The organism is Micromonospora trifolii, from assembly GCF_050516465.1.
Classification (GTDB): domain Bacteria; phylum Actinomycetota; class Actinomycetes; order Mycobacteriales; family Micromonosporaceae; genus Micromonospora; species Micromonospora trifolii.
Genome location: NZ_CP191526.1, coordinates 6,286,523 through 6,307,499, shown reverse-complemented (window position 1 = coordinate 6,307,499; position 20,977 = coordinate 6,286,523). Strand labels below are relative to the sequence as shown.

General features: G+C 72.0%; 21 protein-coding genes and 1 pseudogene. 16 read left to right on the top strand and 6 right to left on the bottom strand.

Going from position 1 to position 20,977, the window contains the following annotated elements; all coding sequences use genetic code 11:
* The first annotated feature begins 25 nt into the window (after window positions 1-25).
* Window positions 26-1,207: a low temperature requirement protein A gene (locus ACQRWP_RS29385; RefSeq protein ID WP_430499391.1), complete on the top strand. Its 1,182-nt coding sequence runs from the start codon at window positions 26-28 to the stop codon at window positions 1,205-1,207.
* Between the two features lie 30 nt (window positions 1,208-1,237).
* Here ACQRWP_RS29385 and ACQRWP_RS29380 read toward each other — a convergent pair whose 3' ends face one another.
* From ACQRWP_RS29380 to ACQRWP_RS29370, 3 genes are all read right to left on the bottom strand, one after another.
* On the bottom strand, window positions 1,238-2,134 hold the full coding sequence (locus ACQRWP_RS29380; RefSeq protein WP_430499389.1) for a GNAT family N-acetyltransferase: 897 nt from the start codon (window positions 2,132-2,134) through the stop codon (window positions 1,238-1,240).
* A gap of 27 nt (window positions 2,135-2,161) precedes the next feature.
* Window positions 2,162-3,322, bottom strand: coding sequence for a low temperature requirement protein A (locus tag ACQRWP_RS29375; protein WP_430499387.1), 1,161 nt, complete (start codon window positions 3,320-3,322; stop codon window positions 2,162-2,164).
* Window positions 3,323-3,397: 75 nt separating this feature from the next.
* Entirely contained in the window at window positions 3,398-4,186 is a 789-nt protein-coding gene (locus ACQRWP_RS29370) for an SAM-dependent methyltransferase (protein ID WP_430499385.1), read from the bottom strand.
* Between the two features lie 145 nt (window positions 4,187-4,331).
* On the opposite strand from ACQRWP_RS29370, the gene ACQRWP_RS29365 reads away from it, so the two are divergent.
* Complete coding sequence (locus ACQRWP_RS29365; RefSeq protein ID WP_430499383.1) at window positions 4,332-4,796, top strand: hypothetical protein; 465 nt, start codon at window positions 4,332-4,334, stop codon at window positions 4,794-4,796.
* A 13-nt stretch (window positions 4,797-4,809) separates the two neighbouring features.
* On the opposite strand, the gene ACQRWP_RS29360 is transcribed toward ACQRWP_RS29365, so the two are convergent.
* Complete coding sequence (locus tag ACQRWP_RS29360; protein ID WP_430499381.1) at window positions 4,810-7,209, bottom strand: glycoside hydrolase family 65 protein; 2,400 nt, start codon at window positions 7,207-7,209, stop codon at window positions 4,810-4,812.
* Between the two features lie 173 nt (window positions 7,210-7,382).
* On the opposite strand from ACQRWP_RS29360, the gene ACQRWP_RS29355 reads away from it, so the two are divergent.
* Window positions 7,383-8,015 (top strand): phosphatase PAP2 family protein, encoded by a 633-nt coding sequence (locus ACQRWP_RS29355; protein ID WP_430499379.1) that lies wholly within the window; start codon window positions 7,383-7,385, stop codon window positions 8,013-8,015.
* A gap of 31 nt (window positions 8,016-8,046) precedes the next feature.
* Here ACQRWP_RS29355 and ACQRWP_RS29350 read toward each other — a convergent pair whose 3' ends face one another.
* Window positions 8,047-8,724, bottom strand: coding sequence for a prepilin peptidase (locus tag ACQRWP_RS29350; RefSeq protein ID WP_430503325.1), 678 nt, complete (start codon window positions 8,722-8,724; stop codon window positions 8,047-8,049).
* Window positions 8,725-9,521: 797 nt separating this feature from the next.
* Here ACQRWP_RS29350 and ACQRWP_RS29345 point away from each other — a divergent pair.
* The 12 genes and pseudogenes from ACQRWP_RS29345 to ACQRWP_RS29290 all read left to right on the top strand — a co-directional run.
* On the top strand, window positions 9,522-10,088 hold the full coding sequence (locus ACQRWP_RS29345) for a hypothetical protein (protein WP_430499377.1): 567 nt from the start codon (window positions 9,522-9,524) through the stop codon (window positions 10,086-10,088).
* On the top strand, window positions 10,082-11,017 hold the full coding sequence (locus tag ACQRWP_RS29340) for a hypothetical protein (RefSeq protein ID WP_430499375.1): 936 nt from the start codon (window positions 10,082-10,084) through the stop codon (window positions 11,015-11,017). The genes ACQRWP_RS29345 and ACQRWP_RS29340 overlap by 7 nt, the downstream gene beginning before the upstream one ends.
* Entirely contained in the window at window positions 11,014-11,673 is a 660-nt protein-coding gene (locus ACQRWP_RS29335; protein ID WP_430499373.1) for an SAF domain-containing protein, read from the top strand. Before ACQRWP_RS29340 ends, ACQRWP_RS29335 begins: the two co-directional genes overlap by 4 nt.
* A 2-nt stretch (window positions 11,674-11,675) precedes the next feature.
* Complete coding sequence (locus tag ACQRWP_RS29330; protein WP_430499371.1) at window positions 11,676-12,476, top strand: ParA family protein; 801 nt, start codon at window positions 11,676-11,678, stop codon at window positions 12,474-12,476.
* Window positions 12,466-14,007 carry a CpaF family protein gene (locus ACQRWP_RS29325; RefSeq protein WP_430499369.1) on the top strand — a complete coding sequence of 514 codons (1,542 nt, stop codon included), beginning with the start codon at window positions 12,466-12,468 and terminating at the stop codon, window positions 14,005-14,007. The genes ACQRWP_RS29330 and ACQRWP_RS29325 overlap by 11 nt, the downstream gene beginning before the upstream one ends.
* 4 nt (window positions 14,008-14,011) lie before the next feature.
* The gene (locus ACQRWP_RS29320) at window positions 14,012-14,914 is read left to right on the top strand and encodes a type II secretion system F family protein (RefSeq protein WP_430499368.1); all 903 of its coding nucleotides are present in this window, start codon (window positions 14,012-14,014) and stop codon (window positions 14,912-14,914) included.
* A gap of 55 nt (window positions 14,915-14,969) precedes the next feature.
* A complete protein-coding gene (locus tag ACQRWP_RS29315) occupies window positions 14,970-15,842 on the top strand; it encodes a type II secretion system F family protein (RefSeq protein ID WP_430499366.1) in 873 nt (290 codons plus the stop codon).
* Between the two features lie 25 nt (window positions 15,843-15,867).
* Window positions 15,868-16,071, top strand: coding sequence for a hypothetical protein (locus tag ACQRWP_RS29310; protein ID WP_430499365.1), 204 nt, complete (start codon window positions 15,868-15,870; stop codon window positions 16,069-16,071).
* 5 nt (window positions 16,072-16,076) lie between these two features.
* The gene (locus tag ACQRWP_RS29305; RefSeq protein ID WP_430499363.1) at window positions 16,077-16,520 is read left to right on the top strand and encodes a TadE family protein; all 444 of its coding nucleotides are present in this window, start codon (window positions 16,077-16,079) and stop codon (window positions 16,518-16,520) included.
* A complete protein-coding gene (locus ACQRWP_RS29300; RefSeq protein WP_430499361.1) occupies window positions 16,517-16,984 on the top strand; it encodes a TadE/TadG family type IV pilus assembly protein in 468 nt (155 codons plus the stop codon). Before ACQRWP_RS29305 ends, ACQRWP_RS29300 begins: the two co-directional genes overlap by 4 nt.
* Window positions 16,981-17,430 carry a pilus assembly protein TadG-related protein gene (locus ACQRWP_RS29295; protein ID WP_430499359.1) on the top strand — a complete coding sequence of 150 codons (450 nt, stop codon included), beginning with the start codon at window positions 16,981-16,983 and terminating at the stop codon, window positions 17,428-17,430. Before ACQRWP_RS29300 ends, ACQRWP_RS29295 begins: the two co-directional genes overlap by 4 nt.
* A gap of 14 nt (window positions 17,431-17,444) precedes the next feature.
* Window positions 17,445-18,488, top strand: a pseudogene (locus ACQRWP_RS29290) (LysM peptidoglycan-binding domain-containing protein); the annotation flags it as partial.
* Window positions 18,489-19,136: 648 nt separating this feature from the next.
* On the opposite strand, the gene ACQRWP_RS29285 reads toward ACQRWP_RS29290, so the two are convergent.
* Window positions 19,137-19,991, bottom strand: a complete 855-nt coding sequence (locus ACQRWP_RS29285) for a Rieske 2Fe-2S domain-containing protein (protein WP_430499357.1) — start codon at window positions 19,989-19,991, stop codon at window positions 19,137-19,139.
* A 185-nt stretch (window positions 19,992-20,176) separates the two neighbouring features.
* On the opposite strand from ACQRWP_RS29285, the gene ACQRWP_RS29280 reads away from it, so the two are divergent.
* Window positions 20,177-20,977 carry a crotonase/enoyl-CoA hydratase family protein gene (locus ACQRWP_RS29280; RefSeq protein WP_430499355.1) on the top strand — a complete coding sequence of 267 codons (801 nt, stop codon included), beginning with the start codon at window positions 20,177-20,179 and terminating at the stop codon, window positions 20,975-20,977.

The window sequence follows — 20,977 nt, the reverse complement described above, 5'->3', positions numbered from 1 at the left end:
CATAACCCACAGGACGGGCGAGCCGATGACGACGCATAGTGCGGGCAAGCTGCTGCGGAAGCCCGGGGATCCGCAACGGGCCACCTTCCTGGAGCTCTTCTTCGATCTGGCGTTCGTCTACGTGCTCACCCAGCTCGGGCGGGTGCTCAGCCAGGACCTCACCTGGCGTGGCACCCTTCACACGCTGGTGCTGCTGCTGGCGGTTTGGTGGGTCTGGTGCAGCACGGCGACGGTCCCGGACCGATTCGACCCGCAGCGGGCGACGATACAACTGCTGGTCATCGCGACTCTGGTAGGCAGTCTGCTGATGGCCGTCGCGCTACCGGAGGCCTTCGGCGCGCAGGGCCTGGTCTTCGCGGGCGCGTACGTCGCCGTCCAGGTCGGTCGCAGCATCGGCCTTCTCGTCGCCCTGCGGGGCCACGAGTTGCAGCGCGGCGCCCTACGGGTGGTCATCTGGTTCTGCGCGTCTGCTGTGCCGTGGATCGCAGGGGCACTGGCGCACGGCACCGCCCGGGAGGCGCTGTGGGTGCTGGCGGTGGCCATCGACTATCTGGCGGGAAAACTTCGCTACCTGACACCCGGGCTGGGCCGCTCGCCGCCCTCGGAGTTGCCGAGCGCGGCCGAACACCTGGCCGAGCGTCACCGACAGTTCTTCATCATCGCGCTGGGCGAGATGATCCTGGTCTCCGCGTCAACCCTCGGCGGCAGCGGCTTCGCACCCGACCGGACCACGGCGTTCCTGGTGTCGATCGCCGCCACGGTGCTGCTCTGGCGCATCTACATCTACCGTGCCGGGGAGTTGTCGGCGTCAGCCATCGCCAACTCCCGCGATCCGGCCCGCCTTGGACTGTCGGCGTTCTACGCGCACCTGGTCATGGTGGCCGGTGTGGTCGTCGCAGCGGTCGGCGCCGAACTCGTCATCGCCCATCCGTCCGGGCATCCTGAACCGGCCTGGATCGCGATCATCCTCGGCGGACCGGCGCTGTTCCTGGCCGGGCGCTCCCGCTTCGAGTACGTGGTCTTCAGCCGGGTGTCCCGGGACCGGCCGATCGGGCTGCTCGCCCTGGCGGCCCTGACGCCGTTGATGCTCCTCGTACCGCCGATCGTGGCCGCCCTCGCCGCCGCTGCGGTCCTGGCCGGGGTCGCCATCTCGGACGCCGGCCGTACGCGGGGACGCCCACCCGAGCCGCCGTCACCACCCGGATAGCCGGCCAAGACCACGCCGGACCAAGTTCCGTCACCGTCGCAGCTGTTTCTCGAACCAGTGGTGGGCGTAGTGCTCGGTGTTGTACGCCTCGATCTCCCGGTAACCGGTCGCCCGGTACAGGGCGATCGCCTCGGTGAGGTTGTGGTTGGTGTCCAGCCGGACCGCTGTCGCGCCGCGCTCGGCGGCGTACCGTTCCAGTTCGCCCAGCAGCCGCCGCCCGACGCCGAGCCCGCGTACGGCGTCGGCCACCCACACGCGTTTGATCTCGGCGGGCGCGTCGGGGTGGAGTTTGACGGCGCCGCAGCCGATCGGTTCGCTGTTGAGGGTGGCGAGCAGGAGCACCCCGTTGGGCGGGACGAGCGCTTCGTCGGGGAGCGGTTTGCTCAGTTCGGGGTCGAACCCGCCGTCGAATCGTCGTGCGATGTCGCGGACGTAGGCCCGCAGGCACGCACGGGCTCGCGGGTCGCTCGGCGGGCACGGCTCGATGACGACCATCGAGCCCATGAGCAGCCGTTCGACCTCGGCCATGGCGGCGACGAGTCGTTCGCGGCGGTGTTCGGTGAGCGGTTCGAGGATCGAGGCGGCGAGATCGTCCGACCGCTGGTCGAGGTCGGCCCACTGGGCTCGACCGGCGTCGGTGAGCGTGGCGACGCGTACCCGGCCGTCGGCGCCGGTCCGGTCGGCTGGCCCCACGGCGATGAGGCCGTCGTTCTCCAGGGTGCGCAGGAGTCGGCTGAGGTGTCCGGAGTCCAGCCCGAGCCGGGCCCGTAGCGCGGCGACCTCGGCACCGGCGGGGCCGATCTCCCAGAGCAGCCGCGCCTGCCCCAGCGGGCGCCCCTGGGCCATGTACTCGTCGTCGAGCGCACCCACCCGTTGGGTGACCGTCCGGTTGAACCGCCGCACGGCGGCGATGAGAGCCGAGTCCATATGCCTGACTTTAGTCAGGCTTCTCGACTACGCGCCAGATCGGTGGCGGTAGGAGCCGATGCCGGCGTGGTCCAGGACGACCACCACGAGCACCACCCCGGTGGCGACCGCGCTGACCGCCAACAGCGGCAGCCGCACGACGGCCGCCGCACCTGCCAGCACCAGCAGGGCGGCGACCCGGGGCCAGGAGAGTCGCCGGTGGATCGCCGCCGAGAAGAGGATCCGCCCGACGAGGAACAGCAACGGGCCGCTCAGGATGACCAGGACCGCAGTGCGGTCACTGGTTCGCAGCGGGTGGGCGATGCTCAGTTCGGCGCCGACGGCGGTGACCACCAACCCGGCGATCATCACCAGGTGCAGGTACCCGGTGATGACCCCGAGTCGGGACGGGTCGGCGTGCTCGATGGCCGGGCCGAGGCGCTGGCCGGCAGGCGTGACGTAGAGCAGACCGATCAGCACCGCACTGGCGAAGACCAGCAGGAACGCGGCGGTCTGCGCGAGGGCGAGGTCGCTTTCGGCGTACGAGAGGCCCGCGACCAGGACGAGCTCACCGAGCGCGATGATCATGATTTGTTGGTACCGCTCGGCGAAGTGCTCACCGGCCAGATGCAACTCCTGCGGCCCGGTCCGGCCCATCAGTGGCGTGGGCCAGCCGAGTCGTGGGCCGGTGAAGTCGATGGCGAGGGCGAGCAGCCAGAGCGGCACCCGCCACTCCGGCAGAAACCCGCCGGCCAACCACGGTACGGCGGAGACGCTGAACCAGCAGAGGATGCGCAGCGCCCGGCTCTGCCGCGGGTGACCGCGTAGCGCGAGAGCGGTGACCACCCCCCGGGCGATGTGCACCGAGACGTACGCGCCGGCGAAGAGCAGGCCCCGCCCGTCCAACGCCTGCGGAATCGCCACTCCGGCCAGCAGGCTGCCCAGCGCGGCACTGACCAGCAGCCACCGCACCGCCGGGCTCTCCGGGTCGTACCAGTCGGCGAACCAGGTGGTGGTCACCCAGATCCACCAGACCCCGGTCAACAGCAGGGCGGTGTGCAGCGCGCCGGTCAGGCGGAGGTCGTGCAGCAGGTGGGCGGCCAACTGGCTCAGGGCGAGCACGAACGCCAGATCGAAGAAGAGCTCCAGGAACGAGGCGCTCAGCGGCGAGTCGTCGCCCCGCAGCAGCCGTTCGGGTCTGCTCGCCATCGGCGCTCCTCCCGCCGGCGCACGCCCTGTGTCCGTCGTACCACCCGAGGCCGGCCACCGGAGGCGAAAGCGGGGTCAGCGGCGGACGCCGACCCCCGCGTACCCGTGGGCGTCCACGGTCTCCGGCTCGCCGTCCGGTCGCCACCGGGTGGTGGCGACCAGGCCGGGTTCCACCAGGTCGTACCCGGCGAAGAAGCGTGCCGTCTCGGCGCGCGTGCGGGGCACCAGTGGGGCGCTGCTGTTGCGGTAGACGGCCTGGCCGCGCTCGGCCAGCTCCGGCGGGATGCCGTCCAACGTCAGATGGGACAGCACCAGGTGACTGCCGGGCGCGGTGGCGGCGCGCAGCCGGGCGATCGCCGCCCACGGGTCGTCGTGGTCCGGCACGAAGTGCAGCACCGCGAGGAGCAGCACCGCCACCGGTTGGTCCAGGTCGAGGGTCGCCCGCACGTCCGGGTGGGCCAGCAGTTCGTCCGGCCGTCGCAGGTCGCCCTGAACGACAGCGGTGCCGGGTACGCCAGTCAGCAACTGCCGGGCGTGCCCGACGGCCACCTCGTCGTAGTCGACGTAGACCACCCGCGCGTCGGGCGCCACGGCCCGCACCACCTCGTGCACGGCGTCCTGGGTGGGCAACCCGGCGCCGATGTCCAGGAACTGGCGTACGCCCTGCTCGGCGGCGTACCGGACGGCTCGGCGCAGGAAGTGCCGGTTGGTCTGAGCGGCGACCCCGGTCTCCGGGAAGATCTCCAGCACCCGGTCGGCGGCGGCCCGGTCGGCCGGGAAGTTGTGGCTACCCCCGAGGAAGTAGTCGTACATGCGGGCGACGTTGGGTCTGGTGGTGACGTCAGGTGCCGGCTGATCGGTCATGCGGGATCCCTTCGGCGGCGGGAGCGGAACTCGATGTCTAGCACCCGCGGCGACGACCCGCTGACCCCTCGTGTCGTTGATCCGGCTGCGCCCATGGTCACCGCTGACCACGGTGGGGGCACCGACTCAACGAGGAGGGACGCCGATGACCGCTCAGCGCGAGACCGTGCAGGTCGACCACGACCTGTTCCGCGCCGTGTACGACTCGCCCGCATCACTGCCCGGCCGACACCGCTGGACCACCCCCGAATCGGATGTCCGGCGGCTGGAGAAACTGCTCGGCATGCCGGCGCGCAGCATCGGTGCCCCGCTCTGGGTCAGCGGCGACGAACCCGACTGCCCGAAGTGCCGCCGGCGGGTCACCTGGTACGACATCGTCTCGTCGGCGCTCTCCGGTCTGCACGACAAGGCCATGATCGCCACGGTCATCCTGGGCGAGCGCAAGTACGTCAACACCGAGATCCCGGATGCCATCGCCGGGGTGCGCTGCTCCGACTGTCACACCGCGATCGACGGTCTGCGCAGCTTCAAGTGCCACAACTGGGCGTACGCCTTCGAGGAGCTGGAGGCCGTCCGCGAACGGATGGCCGGCGGTCCCGTGTCGATCTGAGGCGGCAGCGGGCTCAGTCCGCTGAGCGTCGGGTGGGGCGGCGGCCGGGCGGGGAGGGCGGCTCCGGGCCGGGGTCGGGCACCGGCGGCATCGGCCGGGTGACCGGTTCGGCGCCAGTGACCCGCAGCGACTCGCCGTGGTGCCACAGCTCGACCTCGGCATCGCTGGCGGCGTCGGGCAGCTCGTAGCGGGCCTCGGCCGGAGTCAACGTGACCCGCACCCGGTGGCCGCGCCACCGCAGGCTGAACGCCAGCCGGTCGATCCGGCGCGGCAGCCGGGGGTCGAAGGAGAGCACCCGGCGATCGTCGCGCAGCCCACCGAAGCCCTGCACCAGCGCCAGCCACGCGCCGGCCAGTGAGGCCAGGTGCAACCCGTCGGCGGTCTTGTCGCCCAGGTCGGCCAGGTCCTGAAGGACCGACTCGGCGAACAGGTCGTACGCCAGATCCAGGTGCCCGACCTCGGCGGCCAGCACGGCCTGCGGGGCCGCCGACAGCGACGAGTCGCGGACCGTGCGGGCCTGGTAGTAGGCCAGGTTGCGGGCCTTCTCGTCGGCGGTGAACTCACCGGGGCAGAGCTGCATGGCCAGCACCAGATCGGCCTGCTTCACCACCTGCTTGCGGTACAGCTCCAGGTACGGGAAGTGCAGCAGCAGCGGGTAGTCGTCGTCGCCGGTGTTCGCGAAGTCCCACTCGGGCTGTTCGGTGAACCCGGCGGCCTGCTGGTGCACCCCACGCTCGCCGTCGTACGGGATGGCCATCGCGTCGGCGGCGGCCCGCCAGCCGGCCACCTCGTCGCGGTCCACGCCGAGCCGGTCGGCCAGTTCGGGATGCCCCTCGGCGGCGTCCGCCGCACCGCGCAGATTGCGCTTCGCCATCAGGTTGGTGAAGACGTTGTCGTCGACCAGCGCCGCGTACTCGTCCGGGCCGGTCACCCCGTGCAGGTGGAAGTCGCCCTCGCCCGACCAGTGGCCGAAGCCGTGCCAGAGCCGGGCGGTCTCCACCAGCAGTTCCAGCCCCGCCTCGGCCAGGAACCCCTGGTCGTCGGTGGCCGCCAGGTAACGCAGCACCGCGTCGGCGATGTCGGCGTTGACGTGCAGCGCTGCGGTGCCCGCCGGCCAGTAGCCGGAGCTTTCCCGGCCACCGATGGTGCGCCACGGGAAGGTCGCGCCGGTCAACCGCAGCTCGGCGGCCCGCTCCCGCGCCTCGGGCAGGTGGGCGTGCCGCCACGTCAACGCCGAGCGGGCCACCGCCGGGGCCAGGTAGGTGAGCACCGGCAGGACGTAACTCTCGGTGTCCCAGAGGACGTGCCCGTCGTAGCCGTTGCCGGTCAACCCCTTGGCCGAGATGGTCCGGTCGGAGTCCGGGCGACCGGCCTGGATCAGGTGGAACATCGCGAACCGAACGGCCTGCTGAAGCTCCGGATCGCCGTCGAGCTGCACGTCGGCGACCTGCCAGGCCGCGTCCAGGGCGGCGCGCTGGTCGGTGAGCAGGGCGTCGAAGCCATCCGCGCGCGCCGCGTCCGCCTCGGCGGCGACCAGGGCGGCCAACTCGTCGGCGGGCGTCGCGTCGATTGCCGCCCACTCGTAGGCGGCGAACTTCGTCAGCCGCAACCGCTCCCCCGGGTGCAGGCGACCCGTCACGGTCAGCCGCACCCGGTCCGGGGTGCAGTCACCCGTGGTGGTCACAGTGCCCGGCCCCTCCACCAGGTGACTGACCGCGACCGCGACACGCTGACCGCTGCGCTCGGTGCGGTGCACCAGCACGCCGTCGAGGCCGGTCGCACGGTACGTCTCGGCGGTCAGCGGGTCGGTGGGCACCGAGGCGGCCCGAGGATCGTCCGAACGCTCCGGCACCTTCTCGTTGGCCAGCAGATCCGAGCAGACCCGCAGCTCGACGGCGGCGTCCACCGGCTCGACCTCGTACCGGACGGCGGCCACCGGGCGACGCGGCAGGGACACCAACCGGGTGCTGCGGATGCGTACGCCCCGCCAGGCCGGTGAAATCCACTCGGTCTCCCGGCGCAATACGCCGGTACGCAGGTCGAGCACCCGTTCGTGGCTGCGCAGCGTCCCGGTCCGGAGATCCAGCGGCTCGTCGTCGACCCAGAGCCGGATCAGTGCGGCGTTCGGTGCGCTGATGACGGTGTCGCTGGTCGGCGGAAACGCGTACCCCTCCTCGGGATAGCTCAGCTCGCGCCGCTCGTGGAAGCCACTGACGTAACTGCCAGGCATCCCGCACGGGGCACCCTCGTCGAGCACCCCGCGCCAGCCGATCCACCCGTTGCCCAACGCGAAGATCGACTCGGTCTCGCCGAGCCGGTCGACGTCGGCCGCCGTGCGCCGGATCCGCCAGGTCTCGTCGTCCGCCGTAGCGGCGGTGGACTGCGGTTGATCGGTGGCCGAACCGGTCTGCACGAAGCCTCCTGTCGATGTCGACGTTCTGCAACAGCCAACCAGAGCCGGCTGTGCGAATCCTGGACGACGAAGGTCGGGTGGAGCGCCCGACCTTCGACAGCAGCGATGCCCTCTGCCGCGTTCCTAGGGTGTCCCCAAGGTGAACAGGGTATGAACGTGAAGTGAGGTGATGCATGGTCGACAACGGCAGCATGGACGTTCCGGAGATCAGCGCCGAGTGGTACAGCGACGTCGTCGACGCCGCCGCCGGCAGCCCAGAGCCGGTGCAATGGTTCGTCGGACACGCCACCGAGGGGGTGATCCTGCTACTCGGCGCGCTGCTGGTGATGGCCGCGCTGAGCCGCCGGTCCGGCGGTCCGCACAACCGGGCACTCGCCCTGATCGCGCCGGTGCCGGCCCTCCTGGCGTACGTGGGCAGCGAGTTCTTCAAGACCGTGGTGGACCAGGATCGCCCCTGCCGGACCATCGGTCGGGAGATAATCGCGGGTGCCTGCCCACCTCCGGGCGACTGGTCGTTCCCCAGCAACCACGCCACCATCGCTGGCGCGCTGGCGGTCACCACGTTGCTGCTCTCCCGCCGACTCGGCCTGGTCGCGCTGCCCCTGGCCGCGCTCGGTGCCTTCTCCCGGGTCTTCGTGGGCGTGCACTACCCGCACGACGTGATCGCGGGTGTGCTGTTCGGCGCCCTGGTCGCCGTGGTGGTCACCCCGTTGCTGGCCCGCCCGACCAGCGAGGTGCTGCGCCGCCGCCGGGCGAACCGCCCCGACAGCCCGGTCCCCAAACTGGCCAGCCGCTCCCGCCCCTGACCACCGGCACACCCAGGGGCGAGCCGGCGGGTCAGGTCGTCAGCAGGAGGGCGGCCGTTGTGCCGAGCAGCAGGAACGGGCCGAACGGCAGGTGGCTGCTCCAGTTGACGCGGCGGGTGGCCAGCAGGCCCAGACTCACCAGGGCGGAGAGCCCGAAGGTGAGCACCAGCCCGAACAGCAGCACCGGCCAGCCGTACCAGCCGAGCAGCGCGCCGACGCTGAGCGCCAGCTTGGCGTCGCCCAGCCCGAAGCCGCGGCGGCCGAGCAGCACCGCGGTGCTGGCGAAGAAGAGCGCCAGCCCCGTGCCGCCGATGACGGCTCGCAGCCAGTGCCCCGGGTCGGCGTCGAGCGCGGCCACGCCGAGCAGCAGCCAGGTGCCGGCCGCCGCGGGCAGGGTGAGCCGATCCGGCAACCGGTGCACGGCCAGGTCGACGAGGATCGCCGGGATGGTCCAGGCGAGCCACCAGATCAGCGCCGGCAGCGTCCCGCCCGGCGGACCGGCGAACGCCAGCAGCACCGCCGCCGCGAGCACCGCCAGCTCGACGGTGACCGGCGGTGGGCCAACCCGGGCGCGGCACTGACCGCACCGGGCTGCCGGGCCGAGCGCCGGCCAGGGGCGGGTCAGGCCGGCCGGCGCGCCGCAGGCGTCGCACCCGGTCCGGCTGGGCAGACCCGGGGGTACGGCGTAGCGCAGCGCGGCCAACCGCATCAGCGGGCTGATCGCGAGGATCGCGAACACTGTCGAGACCCGGGTGCGTGCCACCACCGAGACGAGGCTCGCCGGTCGTTCGCGCGGCGGAGAGGGCGTTGCCTGGCTTGCGGGTTCCGTCGCATCACCGGACGGCGGGGGTGCCGGACTCCGATCGGGTGGGTCTTCCCGACCGGGGATGGCTGCCGGGGGGCCGGTCAGCGCCATGTCGCCTCCATTGCGGCCAGATGCTCCCCCGCGATGGTGAACACGGATCGTGATTGAACACTCGCTACGGTGTAGCGGATGGCGCAGAAAGCGACCTGCGGACCGCAGCCTGTGCGGGTGCTTTCGACCGCTTCCGGGTCAGGCGTGCCATTGGACGAGGTGGCCCGCCGGCAGGGTGTCGGCGTCGGTCGAATGCCGGGATGAGACCGCGATGTCCCACTCCCGCGACCGGTGACACGACTCCCGTGAACCCATCCGGCCCGACGACGCCCCATCAATAACGACGTTTCGCTCGCCCATTGCCCGGGGCGCAGTGCGGACACCGGCCACCACCACCTGTCATCACACTGAGTGTTCGCTTGAATTGCCTCTGTTGCATCGGCGAGCGTCAGCCTATGCTCGCCCCTTGGGTGTGACGCAAGCCTCACCTTCACCATCGGACGACACAGGACCCCGAATTTGTAAAAGATCCGTAACGGTGAATGCAGAAGCGCAATGAACAGCTCCGGGTGTGCTGATCCGGGCGCGCTTCCGCATGCCCGGCGGCGGTGAACCGTCACCGCCCCGGGCGACCACGAGGAGGCTCGACGGTGCGCGGACGGCAGCTCAGAAGAGCGGCAATCTGCCTGCTGGTGGGCGTGGCGGCGATGCCTGTCACCGCCTGCGCCAGCGGACGGGAAACGGTCGAACGGCCGACGGAAGTCCGCGACAACGGACCCCGGACCGATTCCGACGTCGAACGACGCGCTGCCGAAAAGGCGGCACTTGACGCGTACTCCGGGTATCTCGCGGCCTCGCGCACGGCGGGCCTGCGCAGTGATCCGCGTTCGCCGGAACTGTCCCGGTTCCTCGGTGATCCACTTTTGACTCGGGTTCGCGTCTCCATTCGCGAGGCTAAGGAGCACGGCGCTATGCGTACCGGGACGATCAAGTCCGACCCGACCGTGACCGCCGTCAGCCTGGACGCGAAGCCGGCCACCGTGGAGATCCAGGACTGCCTGGACACGACCGGCTACCGGCTGGTCTACGCCAAGGACAAGCGCTCGGTCCCGGGCAGCGGCGGCGGCAGACACCTCTCCACCGCCACCGCGACCCGCTATCCCGACGGCCGCTGGCTGATCAACTACGGCGCGACGCACCGGGACCAGCCGTGCTGAGCGGGGCCGCGACAACCCGACGGGCGCTCGCCGGGATCGGCCTCACGCTCCTGCTGGTAGTCGGTGCGACCCCGCCGGCCACCGCCGCCCTACGAGCCGACCCGGGAGCGGGCTGCCCACCCGACCAACCCGACTGCAGCGTCTGGGACGACGAGCCCGGCAATCCCGGTGACCCCGGGGGCGGCGGGGACAACGGTGGCGGCGGGGACGACGGCGGCGGTGGCGGTGGCGGCGTCTGCCAGTGGAACGGGCGGACCATCCCCTGCTACGACGAGGACCTGGGCTGGTTCAACAACGGCAACGGGTGCTACTACAAGCTGACCGAAGGGCCGGCCGAGCCCTCCGAGGGTCACCAGTGGTATCTGGAAACCTGCAACGGCGGCGACCTGGGCGCCCAGGACGTGGTGCAGCTGGCCGATCCGCCGGCCGGCTTCGGCGCGCCGCCGGACCCCGAGGAGTTGGCCCGTCGCGCCCTGGCGTCGATCAAGCTGCTGCCGGCGCGGCTGAAGGTCGCCCCCCGTAAGGACATCGGTCCGGGCCTGGTCGGCCTGCCCGTGTGGATGTGGGCAACCGCAGGGAAGAACTACTTCGGCCCCATATACGCCGACGAGTCCGACCGGGGTTTGACCGTCTACATCGAGGCGAAGGTCGACCGGATCGTCTGGGAAATGGGCAACGGCAAGACTGTCACCTGCTACGGCGCCGGCACCGAGTACAAGGCCACTGGCACGCGGGCGGGTGCCACCTCCCCGGACTGCGGCTACGACGAGGGCTACTCGAAACCCGCCACCTACAAGGTCACCGCCACCACGCACTGGACGGTGAACTGGTGGACCAACAGCGACGCCACGAGGCGGGTGATCCCGCAGACCCGGAGAAGCGGCATCGTGCAGATCAGGATCAACGAACTTCAGGTGGTCACCAGATGAGCCTCGCGACGCGCAACGGGACCCCGTCGGTGGACGCACCCGTCAACCCGCCCACAGTGGTCCGCCAGCGCCGGGTCCGCCCCGGGTTGCTCGGTCTCGCCGTTCTCCTGATCGCCCTGGGCGGGCTGGGCGCGGCCTTCGCGGTCACCTCGGTACGGGCCACCGGCAGCTATCTGGCGGTGGCCCGACCGGTCGAGGTGGGCCGGGAGATCAGCGCGGCCGACCTGGTCACCGTGCAGGTCGCCGGCGGCCAGGGGTTGCGCCCGGTGCCCGCCGCACGGCTCGACGAGGTGGTCGGCAAACGGGCCGCCGTCGCGCTGCTTCCGGGCACGCTGCTCACCCTGGGACAGGTCACCGACGACCCGCTGCTCGGCCCCGGCCAGCAGCAGATCGCGCTCGGCCTGAAGACCGCCCAGGTGCCGGCCCGCGAACTGCACCCCGGTGACAAGGTCCTGCTGGTCAGCACTCCGGACAACGATGCCGACGGAGAAACGGCCGCCGCCGGCACCCGGTTCGCGGCCACCGTCATCGACATGGTCAGCCCGGCCAACGACGACAAGGTGCTGTACCTGGCGCTGCTCACCCGTGATGTGCCGGCGGTGGTGGCGCTCGCCGCACAGGAACGGCTCGCCGTCGTGCTGACCGAGGCGGCCTGAGCATGGCGATCATCGCGCTGGTGTCCGCGAAGGGTTCGCCCGGCGTCACCACCTCGGCGCTGGCCTGCGCGCTGGCCTGGCACCGGCGGCTGGTGGTCGCCGAATGTGACCCGGCCGGCGGCTCGATCCTCGCCGGATACCTCGGCGGCCAACTGGACGGCCCGCGCGGCATCGGAGAGCTGGCCGTCGGCGAGTTGCGCGACGGCAACCTGGAAACCGCGTTCTGGTCGCAGCTGGTCGACCTGGACGCACCCCGCCGGGAACGGCTGCTGCTGCCCGGCCTCGTCGACCCGGCCCAGAGCGGCAGCGTCACCCCGCTCTGGCAGCGCTTCGCCGACTACTTCGACGCCCTCGACCGCGGCACCCCCGGCTACGACGTCCTGGTCGACTGCGGCCGGCTGCACGTTACCGGGCCACCGTGGCCGGTGCTGCGGGCCGCCTCGGTGGTGCTGCTGGTGACCCGGGCGCACCTGCCGGACCTCTCCGGCACCCGCGCGGTGGTAACCACGATCGAACGGGACTTCGCCGAGCACCGGGTGCCCCCGGGCACCCTGCGGCTGCTGCTGGTCGGCGACGGGCACGGGCGGGCCGAGATCAGCCGCGCCCTGAAACTGCCGGTCATCGCACGGCTGCCGCACGATCCGCGTACCGCCGGGGTGCTCGCCCTGGGCGGGACCGTGCGGGCCGGTCGGCCGCTGATGCGCGCGGCGGCCGCGCTGGAGGTCCCGATCGGGGCGCTCCTGGAACGGCGACGGGCCCGGTTGGCGTGGCCCGTGCAGCAGGGGGTGCCGGATGCGGTTTGAGCCGGTCTCCACCGATCCGCGCCAGCAGCCACCGGCCGTGACCTCCACAGCGCCACCTCTGGCCGTGCCGAACGGCCGGCACCACCAGTCCGGGGCGCAGCCGCAGCCGGCGCCCGCGGCCACCCCGCCGCCGGAGTCGCCGCCCCGGGCCCGGATGGACTTCCAGGTGGTCCGGGAGCTGCGCCGGGAACTCACCGAACGGCTCACCCTCTGGCAGCGCGGCCGGGAGTTCACAGTCGACGAGGAGGACACCGAGCGGGCCCGACTCGCCGTCACTGTGGTTTCCGCGTACGCGGACTCGGTACGCCGGGCCGGCACGCCGATGGCCGCCGGCGATGAACGCCTGCTGCTCGACCAGGTGACCGCCGAGCTGGTCGGGCTCGGCCGGCTACAGACGCTGCTTGTCGACGACACCATCGAGGAGGTGCACATCCTCGGCTGCGACCAGGTACGCATCACCCGGCACGGCGGTGGGGTGGACTGGGCGGAGCCGATCGCCGACAGCGACGCCGAGCTGGTGGAGATCCTCCAGGCGGCGGCCCGTCGGGCGGGCGCGACCGAGCGGTCCCTGTCCACGGTGAAGCCCACCCTCGACCTGCAACTGCCCGACGGCAGCCGGCTGGCCGCGGTGTTCCTGGTCAGCCACCGCCCGTACGCGGTGATCCGCAAACACAACACCCTGGAGGTGAGCCTCGACGACCTCGCGGGCGCCCGAGGTGACCTGGACGAGATGATCGATCCGCTGCTGCGCGACTTCCTCCGCGCGGCGATGCGCGCCGGTCTGAACATCATGGTCGCCGGGTTGGCCGGTGCCGGGAAGACCACTGTCATCCGGGCGCTGATGAACGAGATCCCGCAGGACGAGCCGTACGTGCTGCTGGAGGAGAGTCGGGAACTGCTTCCGGCCCGCCGCCGGGAACGGCACCGGGCGGTGATGAGCTTCGAGGCCCGGGAGGGGCACGGCGAGCGCGGCTTCGACGGCCGCCCGGCCGGTGAGGTGACCATCGCCGACCTGATCCCGCTGTCGCTGCGGATGGGGGTCCTGCGGATCATCGTGGGCGAGGTGCGGTCCCGGGAGATCGTGCCGATGCTCCAGGCGATGACCACCAGCCGGGGGTCGATGTGCACCATCCACGCCCGTACCGCCTCCGGTGTGGGTGAACGGATCGTCGAGCTGGCCCTGGCGCACGGCCGCGAGATGACCGTCGACCAGGCCCGCCGGATGGCCGGCAACGCGCTCGACCTGATCGTCTACGTCACCATCGAGGACGAGACCGCGATCGGCGGGCGGAAGCACCGGTTCGTCTCGCATGTGGAGGAGGTGATCGGGGCCGGCGAAGCTGGCCGGATCACCACCACAACGGTCTTCGGGCCGGGCCCGGACGGTCGTGCGGTTCCCCGGCACCTGCCGGAGCGGGTCCGCGACCAGTTGCTGCGGGTGGGTTACGACGCGCGGCTGCTGACCCGGTGGGTTGAGGCCGGTGCCGGTGCCTGGCGGCGGCCTCGGCAGACCCGACTGGCCCGGCGGTGACCTGATGCTCGACAGCCTGGAGTTGATCGCGGTGGTCTCCGGCGCCGCCTGTGTGGCCGGGCTGCTGCTCGCCGTGGTCGCCCTGGTCGGCACCCGCCGACCCCCCGGGCCGCGGCCGGGCAGCGGGCCGGGGCTGAGCCGACTCTGGCGCGGGCCGGGCAGCACTCCGGCCGAGCATCGGGCCTATCAGGCGCTGTTGGTCGCCGCGCTGGTCGCCGGCGCGTTGGCGTTCCTGCTGACCGGGCTGCCGGTGGTGGGCCTGCTGGTGGCGGTGGCGGTGCCCGGCACCCCGTGGCTGTTCGGTGTGGGCAGGGCCGAGCAGCGGGCGATCGCCCGGATCGAGGCCGTCGGCGAGTGGACCCGCCGGCTCAAGGACGTCTCCGGCACCGGGCAGGGCCTCCAGCAGTCGATCATCGGCACGATCGGCAGCGTGCCACCCGGCATCGAGGACGAGGTACGGCTGCTGGCCGCACGCCTCCAGGCCGGCTGGATGGCACGCTCCGCGCTGCTGGCGTTCGCCGACGAGATCGCCGACCCGGTCTGCGACCAGGTGGTCGCGGCGCTGATCCTGCACCTGTCGGACCGGGGTGAGCGGCTTGGTGACGTGCTCGGTTCGATCGCCGGCGCGGCCTCCGCGGAGGTGGCGACCCGTCGGGAGATCGAGGCCAAGCGCACCCAGCCCCGGTTCGCGGTCCGCTTCCTCACCGGGATGACGCTGGCGACCCTGGCGTACGGGCTGATCAACACCGAGTACATCAGGCCGTACGGCACGCCGGTGGGTCAGCTGGTGATGGCCGCCCTCGGCGCAGCCTTCATCGGCCTGCTGGCCTGGGTGCGGTCGATGAGCCAGCCGCAACGGCCGGCCCGGTTCCTGCCGGCGCCCAACCCGGCCGAGGTGATCGCGTGAGCGCGAGGAGTGCAGCGCAGCGGAGCCCCGCAGTCGCGAACAAAAGGCGGCTCCCATGATCGTGAACTGGCAGTTTGTCCTCGCGGTCTGCGGTGGCGCCGGGATCGGCCTGGGTGTGTTCCTGGTGGTTCGGGAGCTGGTGCCGGCGACACCGGCGCTCGGGCCGGCGCTGCGCCGACTGCACCAGCCGCCGGGCGTCGGCCGGGTGTCCACGCCCGCGTCTCGGCGACTCGACTGGCTGACCGGGATGTCCCGCTGGTTGCGGCCGCCGCAGATGCAGCTGGCGCTGATCGGCCAGACCTCCGAGCAGTACGCGCTGTCGGTGCTGCTCTCCGCGCTGATCGGGTTGGCCACACCGACTGTGCTCGGGGTGGCGCTGTGGGTGCTCGGCATCCCGTTCCCGCTGGTAGTGCCGGTGCTGGGCAGCCTCGGCCTGGCGCTGCTGGCCGGCCTGCTGGCGCACCGCGCCGTGCTGACCAAGGCCAACGCCGCCCGCGACGAGTTCCGCCAGGCGGTCTGCACCTACCTCGACCTGGTGGCGTTGCAGCTCTCCGCCGCGCACGGGCCCGTGCAATCGCTGGAGCGGGCGGCGGCGGTCTGCGACGGTTGGGTGTTCGACCGCCTCCAGGAGTCGCTGCGGATCGCCCAGATGCAGATGCACGCGCCCTGGGACGAGCTGCGCGACCTCGCCGACAAGATCGGCATTCCGGAGTTGGGTGATGTCGGCGCGATCATGCGCTCCTCCGGCAGCGAGGGCGCGCAGGTGCACGAGACGCTGCGCAGCCGGGCCGACTCGCTGCGCGACCAGATCCGCACCGACAACCTGGCTCGCGCCGAGGGAATCACCAGCAAGCTCGACATCCCGGGCGCGCTGCTCGTCTTCGTGCTGCTCGGGTTCGTCCTCTATCCGTTCATCGCCCGTGTGTGACCCCGTCCCCCTGAAGGAGAACGCCATGTCCATCCTCAGCTATCTGCACGTCGTGGTGACGACGCGCATGGCCGAGCTGCGCCGCGACGGTGAGCGCGGCGACAGCCCGGTGCCCACTGCGGTGATCATCGCCGGCCTGGTCGCCGTCGCCATGGCCGTCACCGCCCTGGCCCTGACCAAGGCCAAGGGCTGGATGGACGGCATCCCGGGATACACGGTCCCGAAGTAGCCGGAATGCGTCGAGCCAGGTACCCGAGATGGAGCCGAGCGGTCACCGCCGCCCGGCGCCGCCTCGCGGCCGGCGACCGCGAGCGGGGTGCCAACCCGGTGGAACTCGCCGTGATGATGCCGCTGATCCTGGTGCTGCTCTTCGCCTCGATCCAGGTCGCGGCCGTCTTCCTCGCCCGCTCCACGGCGTTGAACGCCGCGCAGAGTGGCGTCAACGCGCAGCGGACGTACCAGGCGCGCAACGGCGCCGGGGTGGACAGCGCCTCCCGCTTCCTGAGGGCCGCCGGCGGTTGGTTGGTGGGCTGGGACAAGGCCGGCCCGACCTGCGTGACCACCACGACCGACGTGACCTGCACGGTGAGCGGCCGGTCCCTGTCCGTGGTGCCGGGCGTGGACTTCGCAATAGAGCAGACCGCCCACGGAACGGTGGAGAGGGTGACCCAGCCATGACCCGTACCGCCGAGCGGGGCTCGGTCTCCATCGAGGTGGCGGTGCTCGCGCCCGCGTTCATCGCGTTGATGGTGTTGGCCGGTGTGGTCGGGCGCAGCGCGGTGGCGGCGGAGGCGCTTGAGGCGGCCGCGCACGACGCCGCCCGGGCGGCCTCGATTTCCCGGAATTCCGACGTCGCTAAAGATGAGGCGCGGGAGGCTGCCCAAAAGCAGCTGGACTGGCACGGCCTGGCCTGTACCAACGACCTGGAACCGGAATTCACCGGCAAGTCGCCCGGCAATGTGTCCAGCTTCGACGATGCCTTCAGTAGTTCGGTCGGTAGCAACGCCACGGTGACGGTGACGATCCGCTGCACAGTGTCCTTCAAGGACATCACACTCGACGTCCTGCCCGGAATGGAGATCGAGAAGGAGATCTCCGCGCAGTTCACCTCTCCGCTCGACCGTTACCGGAGTCGGCAATGACGGCCACCACGTCGGCTGCCAGGCCCTCGCGGGCAGGTGAGCACGGCCGGGTGAGCATCTTCTTCGCGGTGACGATGGTCGGTGTACTGGCCATCATCGGCCTCTCCTTCGACGGCGCCGGGCAGCTCCGCACCCTGCAACGCGCCCAGAACCTCGCCGCCGAGGCGGCCCGGACCGGCGGTCAGGCCATCGACCGGGCCACCGCCATCGAGGGCGGACCGAAGCGGATCAACGAGCCGGAGGCGCGCGAGGCGGTCGCCAGCTACCTGGCGGCCGTGAACACCGCTGGCCACACCGTGAACTTCCCCGAGGTCGACGGGGAAACCCTGATCCGGGTGACCGTCTCCATCACCTACCACCGCTCGATGGTCGGACCGTTCATCCAGAAGAAGACGGTCACCGTCACCGGCGAGGCGACCGCGCGTGCCATCACCGCAACACCGTAGGAAGGAAGGCAGCCATGCCCGTATCGGGTGGGTCCGTCGTACGGCGGACCGGACGGATCCTCACCGGCATCGGTGCGCTGGCCGTGCTCCTGGTGCTGCTGGTCGGCGCGCCGATCGCGCTGCTCGCCTTCGCCGGTAACCCGCTGCCCGATCACCTTCCCACGATCAGCGAGGTAGGCACCGCGCTGACCAGCCGGGACGACGGTCAGCTCTTCCTGCGGGCGCTCGCCGTGGCCGGTTGGTTCGGCTGGGCCACGTTCGCCTTCTCCGTCCTCGTCGAGCTGGGCGCCCAGACCCTGCGCCGGCCGGCGCCGAAGCTGCCCGGGATGGGCCGCCAGCAGAAGGCCGCCGCCGCGCTGGTCGGCTCGGTCGCGCTGATCCTGGTCGCCAGCCCGGCCGCCGCCAGCGCCGCGGCAATCTACGGAACTCCGGTGTACGCCAGTCCGAGCGCGCCGGCCGTCACCACCCTGGCCGCGCCGACCCGCGCCGCGACGACACCGGACACGGCCGCGCCGGTGGCCCGAGGAGGGCTGCTCGGCATGGCCGGGACGGGGGTGGCCGCACCCGGTGCCTCGGCGGCGAACGACGAGGCCGCGCCGGTGTACCGGGTGGCGCGGGGCGACTACCTCGGGGAGGTGGCCGAGCGGTACCTGGACGAGTTCGGCGACTACCGACAGCTCGCCAAGCTGAACAAGCTCGACGATCCGGACCGGATCCGCCCCGGCCAACTGCTCCGACTGCCCACTGAGGCCGCCGACCAGGGGGCTCGGCAGCACGCCACCGGCCGGCTCGTCGACCGGCCCGCGGCGCCGAAACCGCCCGCGCCCCGGCCGGCGCCCGAGCGGGCCGCACCGCCGCGGGTGGCCCCGGCACCACCCAGCGGTACGGAGTCAGCGGGCCAACCACCAGCGATGACGGTCGGTGCGGCCCGAGCCGGTGCCGCCGATCGGGTGAACCGCCCGCTGGCGGTCTCCGCCGTACTGGCGGTGGCGAGCATCGTCGGCGCCCAGATCGGCGCCGTCCTGGGGCTCCGCCGCCGTCCAGCCACCGCCGGCGCGTCTCCCCGACTGGCCGCGTCCTCCCGCACATCCCGGGGCGGCGCGGGCCGGCGGGGCAGTGGTGGGGCGGGCGGAAGTGGTGCCGCGTGGGCTGCCAGCCGGGCGGCGGCGGCCATCGAAGCCCCGGCGACTCCGCACAGCGGCGCGGCACCGAGCGGGAACGACTTCGCACCTCGTGGTGGCGGAATGACGCCTACCGGCAGTGGGGTCGCACCTGCCGGCAGTGGGGTGACGCCCGTCAGTAGCGGGATCGCCCCTGCTGGCAGTGGTGTGACGCCCGCCGGCAACGAAGTGGAACCCGCCGGAAGCGGAATGGCTTTCCCCGGCAGCACGGCGTTCCCGGGCAGCGGGATGGCTCTCTCCGGCGGCACGGCACCCCACGGCGGCGGAATGACGACCACCGGCCCTGGGGGCTGGAGTGGTGACGAGGGCTGGGCCGGTGCTGGTGGCGAGGGCGGGCTGTTCGACGGCGGGCACGGCCTCGACTCCGTACCGGATGGTCCGCCGGTCGGTCGACACCGACGCACCTGAGCGGGCCCGCACGACCTGGTGTCTCTGCCGCCTGCGGAGGCTCCGCAAACTCAGGCAGGGTTGCGCCGGGTGCCGGGGTGCCAGGCCGCAACGCTGGGGCCGGTCCGGGCAGGCGGGTCAGGGTAGGCGGGTCTGGAGCACGCCGTTCTGGATCCGGGTGGGCAGGATCTGCTGATCGTTGCCGGACGGCCCCTGCACGACCTCACCGCCATTGAGCCGGAAGGCGCTGCCGTGCCACGGGCAGACCACGCAGGCGTGGCCGTCGATCTCCTGAACTTCACCCTCGCCGAGCGGCCCGCTCTGGTGCGGGCAGCGCTCCAACATCACCGTCACCTCGTCACCGTGCCGGTAGAGGATGACCGAGATGTCGTCGTCCACCTCTCGGGTGATCAGGGTGCGTTGCGGCAACGTCGCCATGTCGGCCAGCGAGTGCCAGCCATCGGTCATCCGGTGCAGCTCGGAGACGCTCTGGTTGACCTGCGCCCCCTGCTTGTACGCCAGGTGACCCCCGATGTACGCGCCGAGGCTCACGGTGGAGAGCCCGAGGAAGCCGAGGGCGCGACCCACTCCGTGGCGGCCGGACAGTCGGGCGGCCAACGAGCCGGCGTAGAGCGTCATGCCGACGGTGTTGGCGGCGGCGTGCACCAGGCCGACCCGGCGCTGGTCCCGGGCGAGTGCCGCCCAGTCGTTCAGACCGGCGACCGCCGCCGGCAGCGCGCTGGCGGTGCCCAGACCGACCAGCACGGTGGCGGGCCGGCGCTGCCCAGGCATGAGGTCGAGCACCGCGGCGCTGATCCACGCGCCGACCGGCACCTGCACCATCGCCGGGTGCAGCGGGTGCCCGAGGGTCACCCCGTGCAGCAGGTCGCGCAGCCGGCGTGGACGCAGCGTCCCCAGGACGACCTTCTGCAACCGGTCACCCGCGCGGTCCAGCCGGGAGTCCTGCTCAACTTTCGTCAAAAGTGCTCGCACGAGTACCGACTTCCCGGCGATCGCCGTCGCAAACCGGTCGGCGGCGACAAACCTGCCGCGCCGTCCACACCGCCGATCTTGCAGTTCCTGCTCCGATAATCCGGGGCACAAGCCGCGAACCGGCAACCGGAAGTGCAAGATCGACGGGGCTGGTGGGGGTGGGGTGGGGCGGGCATGCTGGCGGGATGGGTGTGCGGGTGGAACGGGTCGGGGCGGTCAGCACCGTGGTGTTGGACCGGGCGGACGCTCGGAACGCCGTGGACGGTCCTACGGCTCGGGCGCTGGCCGACGCGTTTCGGGCCTTCGACGCCGATCCCGACGCGGCGGTGGCCGTGCTCTGGGGCGCCGGTGGAACGTTCTGCGCCGGTGCCGACCTCAAGGCGATCGGCACACCGAGCGGCAACCGGGTCGAGCCGGAGGGGGACGGCCCGATGGGTCCGACCCGGATGACGCTCAGCAAACCGGTGATCGCGGCGATCTCCGGGTACGCGGTGGCGGGCGGGCTCGAGTTGGCGCTCTGGTGTGACCTGCGGGTCGCCGAGTCCGACGCGACACTCGGGGTGTTCTGCCGCCGCTGGGGAGTGCCGCTGATCGACGGTGGCACCGTCCGGCTGCCCAGGCTGATCGGCGAGAGTCGGGCCATGGACCTGATCCTCACCGGCCGCCCGGTGCCGGCCGACGAGGCGTACACGATGGGGTTGGTCAATCGGTTGGTGCCACCCGGCCAGGCGCGGGCCGCGGCCGAGGAGTTGGCGGCGGCGATCGCCCGGCATCCGCAGACCTGCCTGCGCAACGACCGGGCGGCGCTGCTGGCCGGCGCGGGGCGAGAAGAGCCGGAGGCGCTGGCGACCGAGTTGGCGTACGGGATGGACTCGCTGGCCACGGACGCGGCGGCCGGCGCGGCCCGGTTCGCCGCGGGTGAGGGCCGACACGGCGCGACGCCGCCGGGAGGGGTACACCCCCCGGCGGCGTCGGCTACCGGCTAG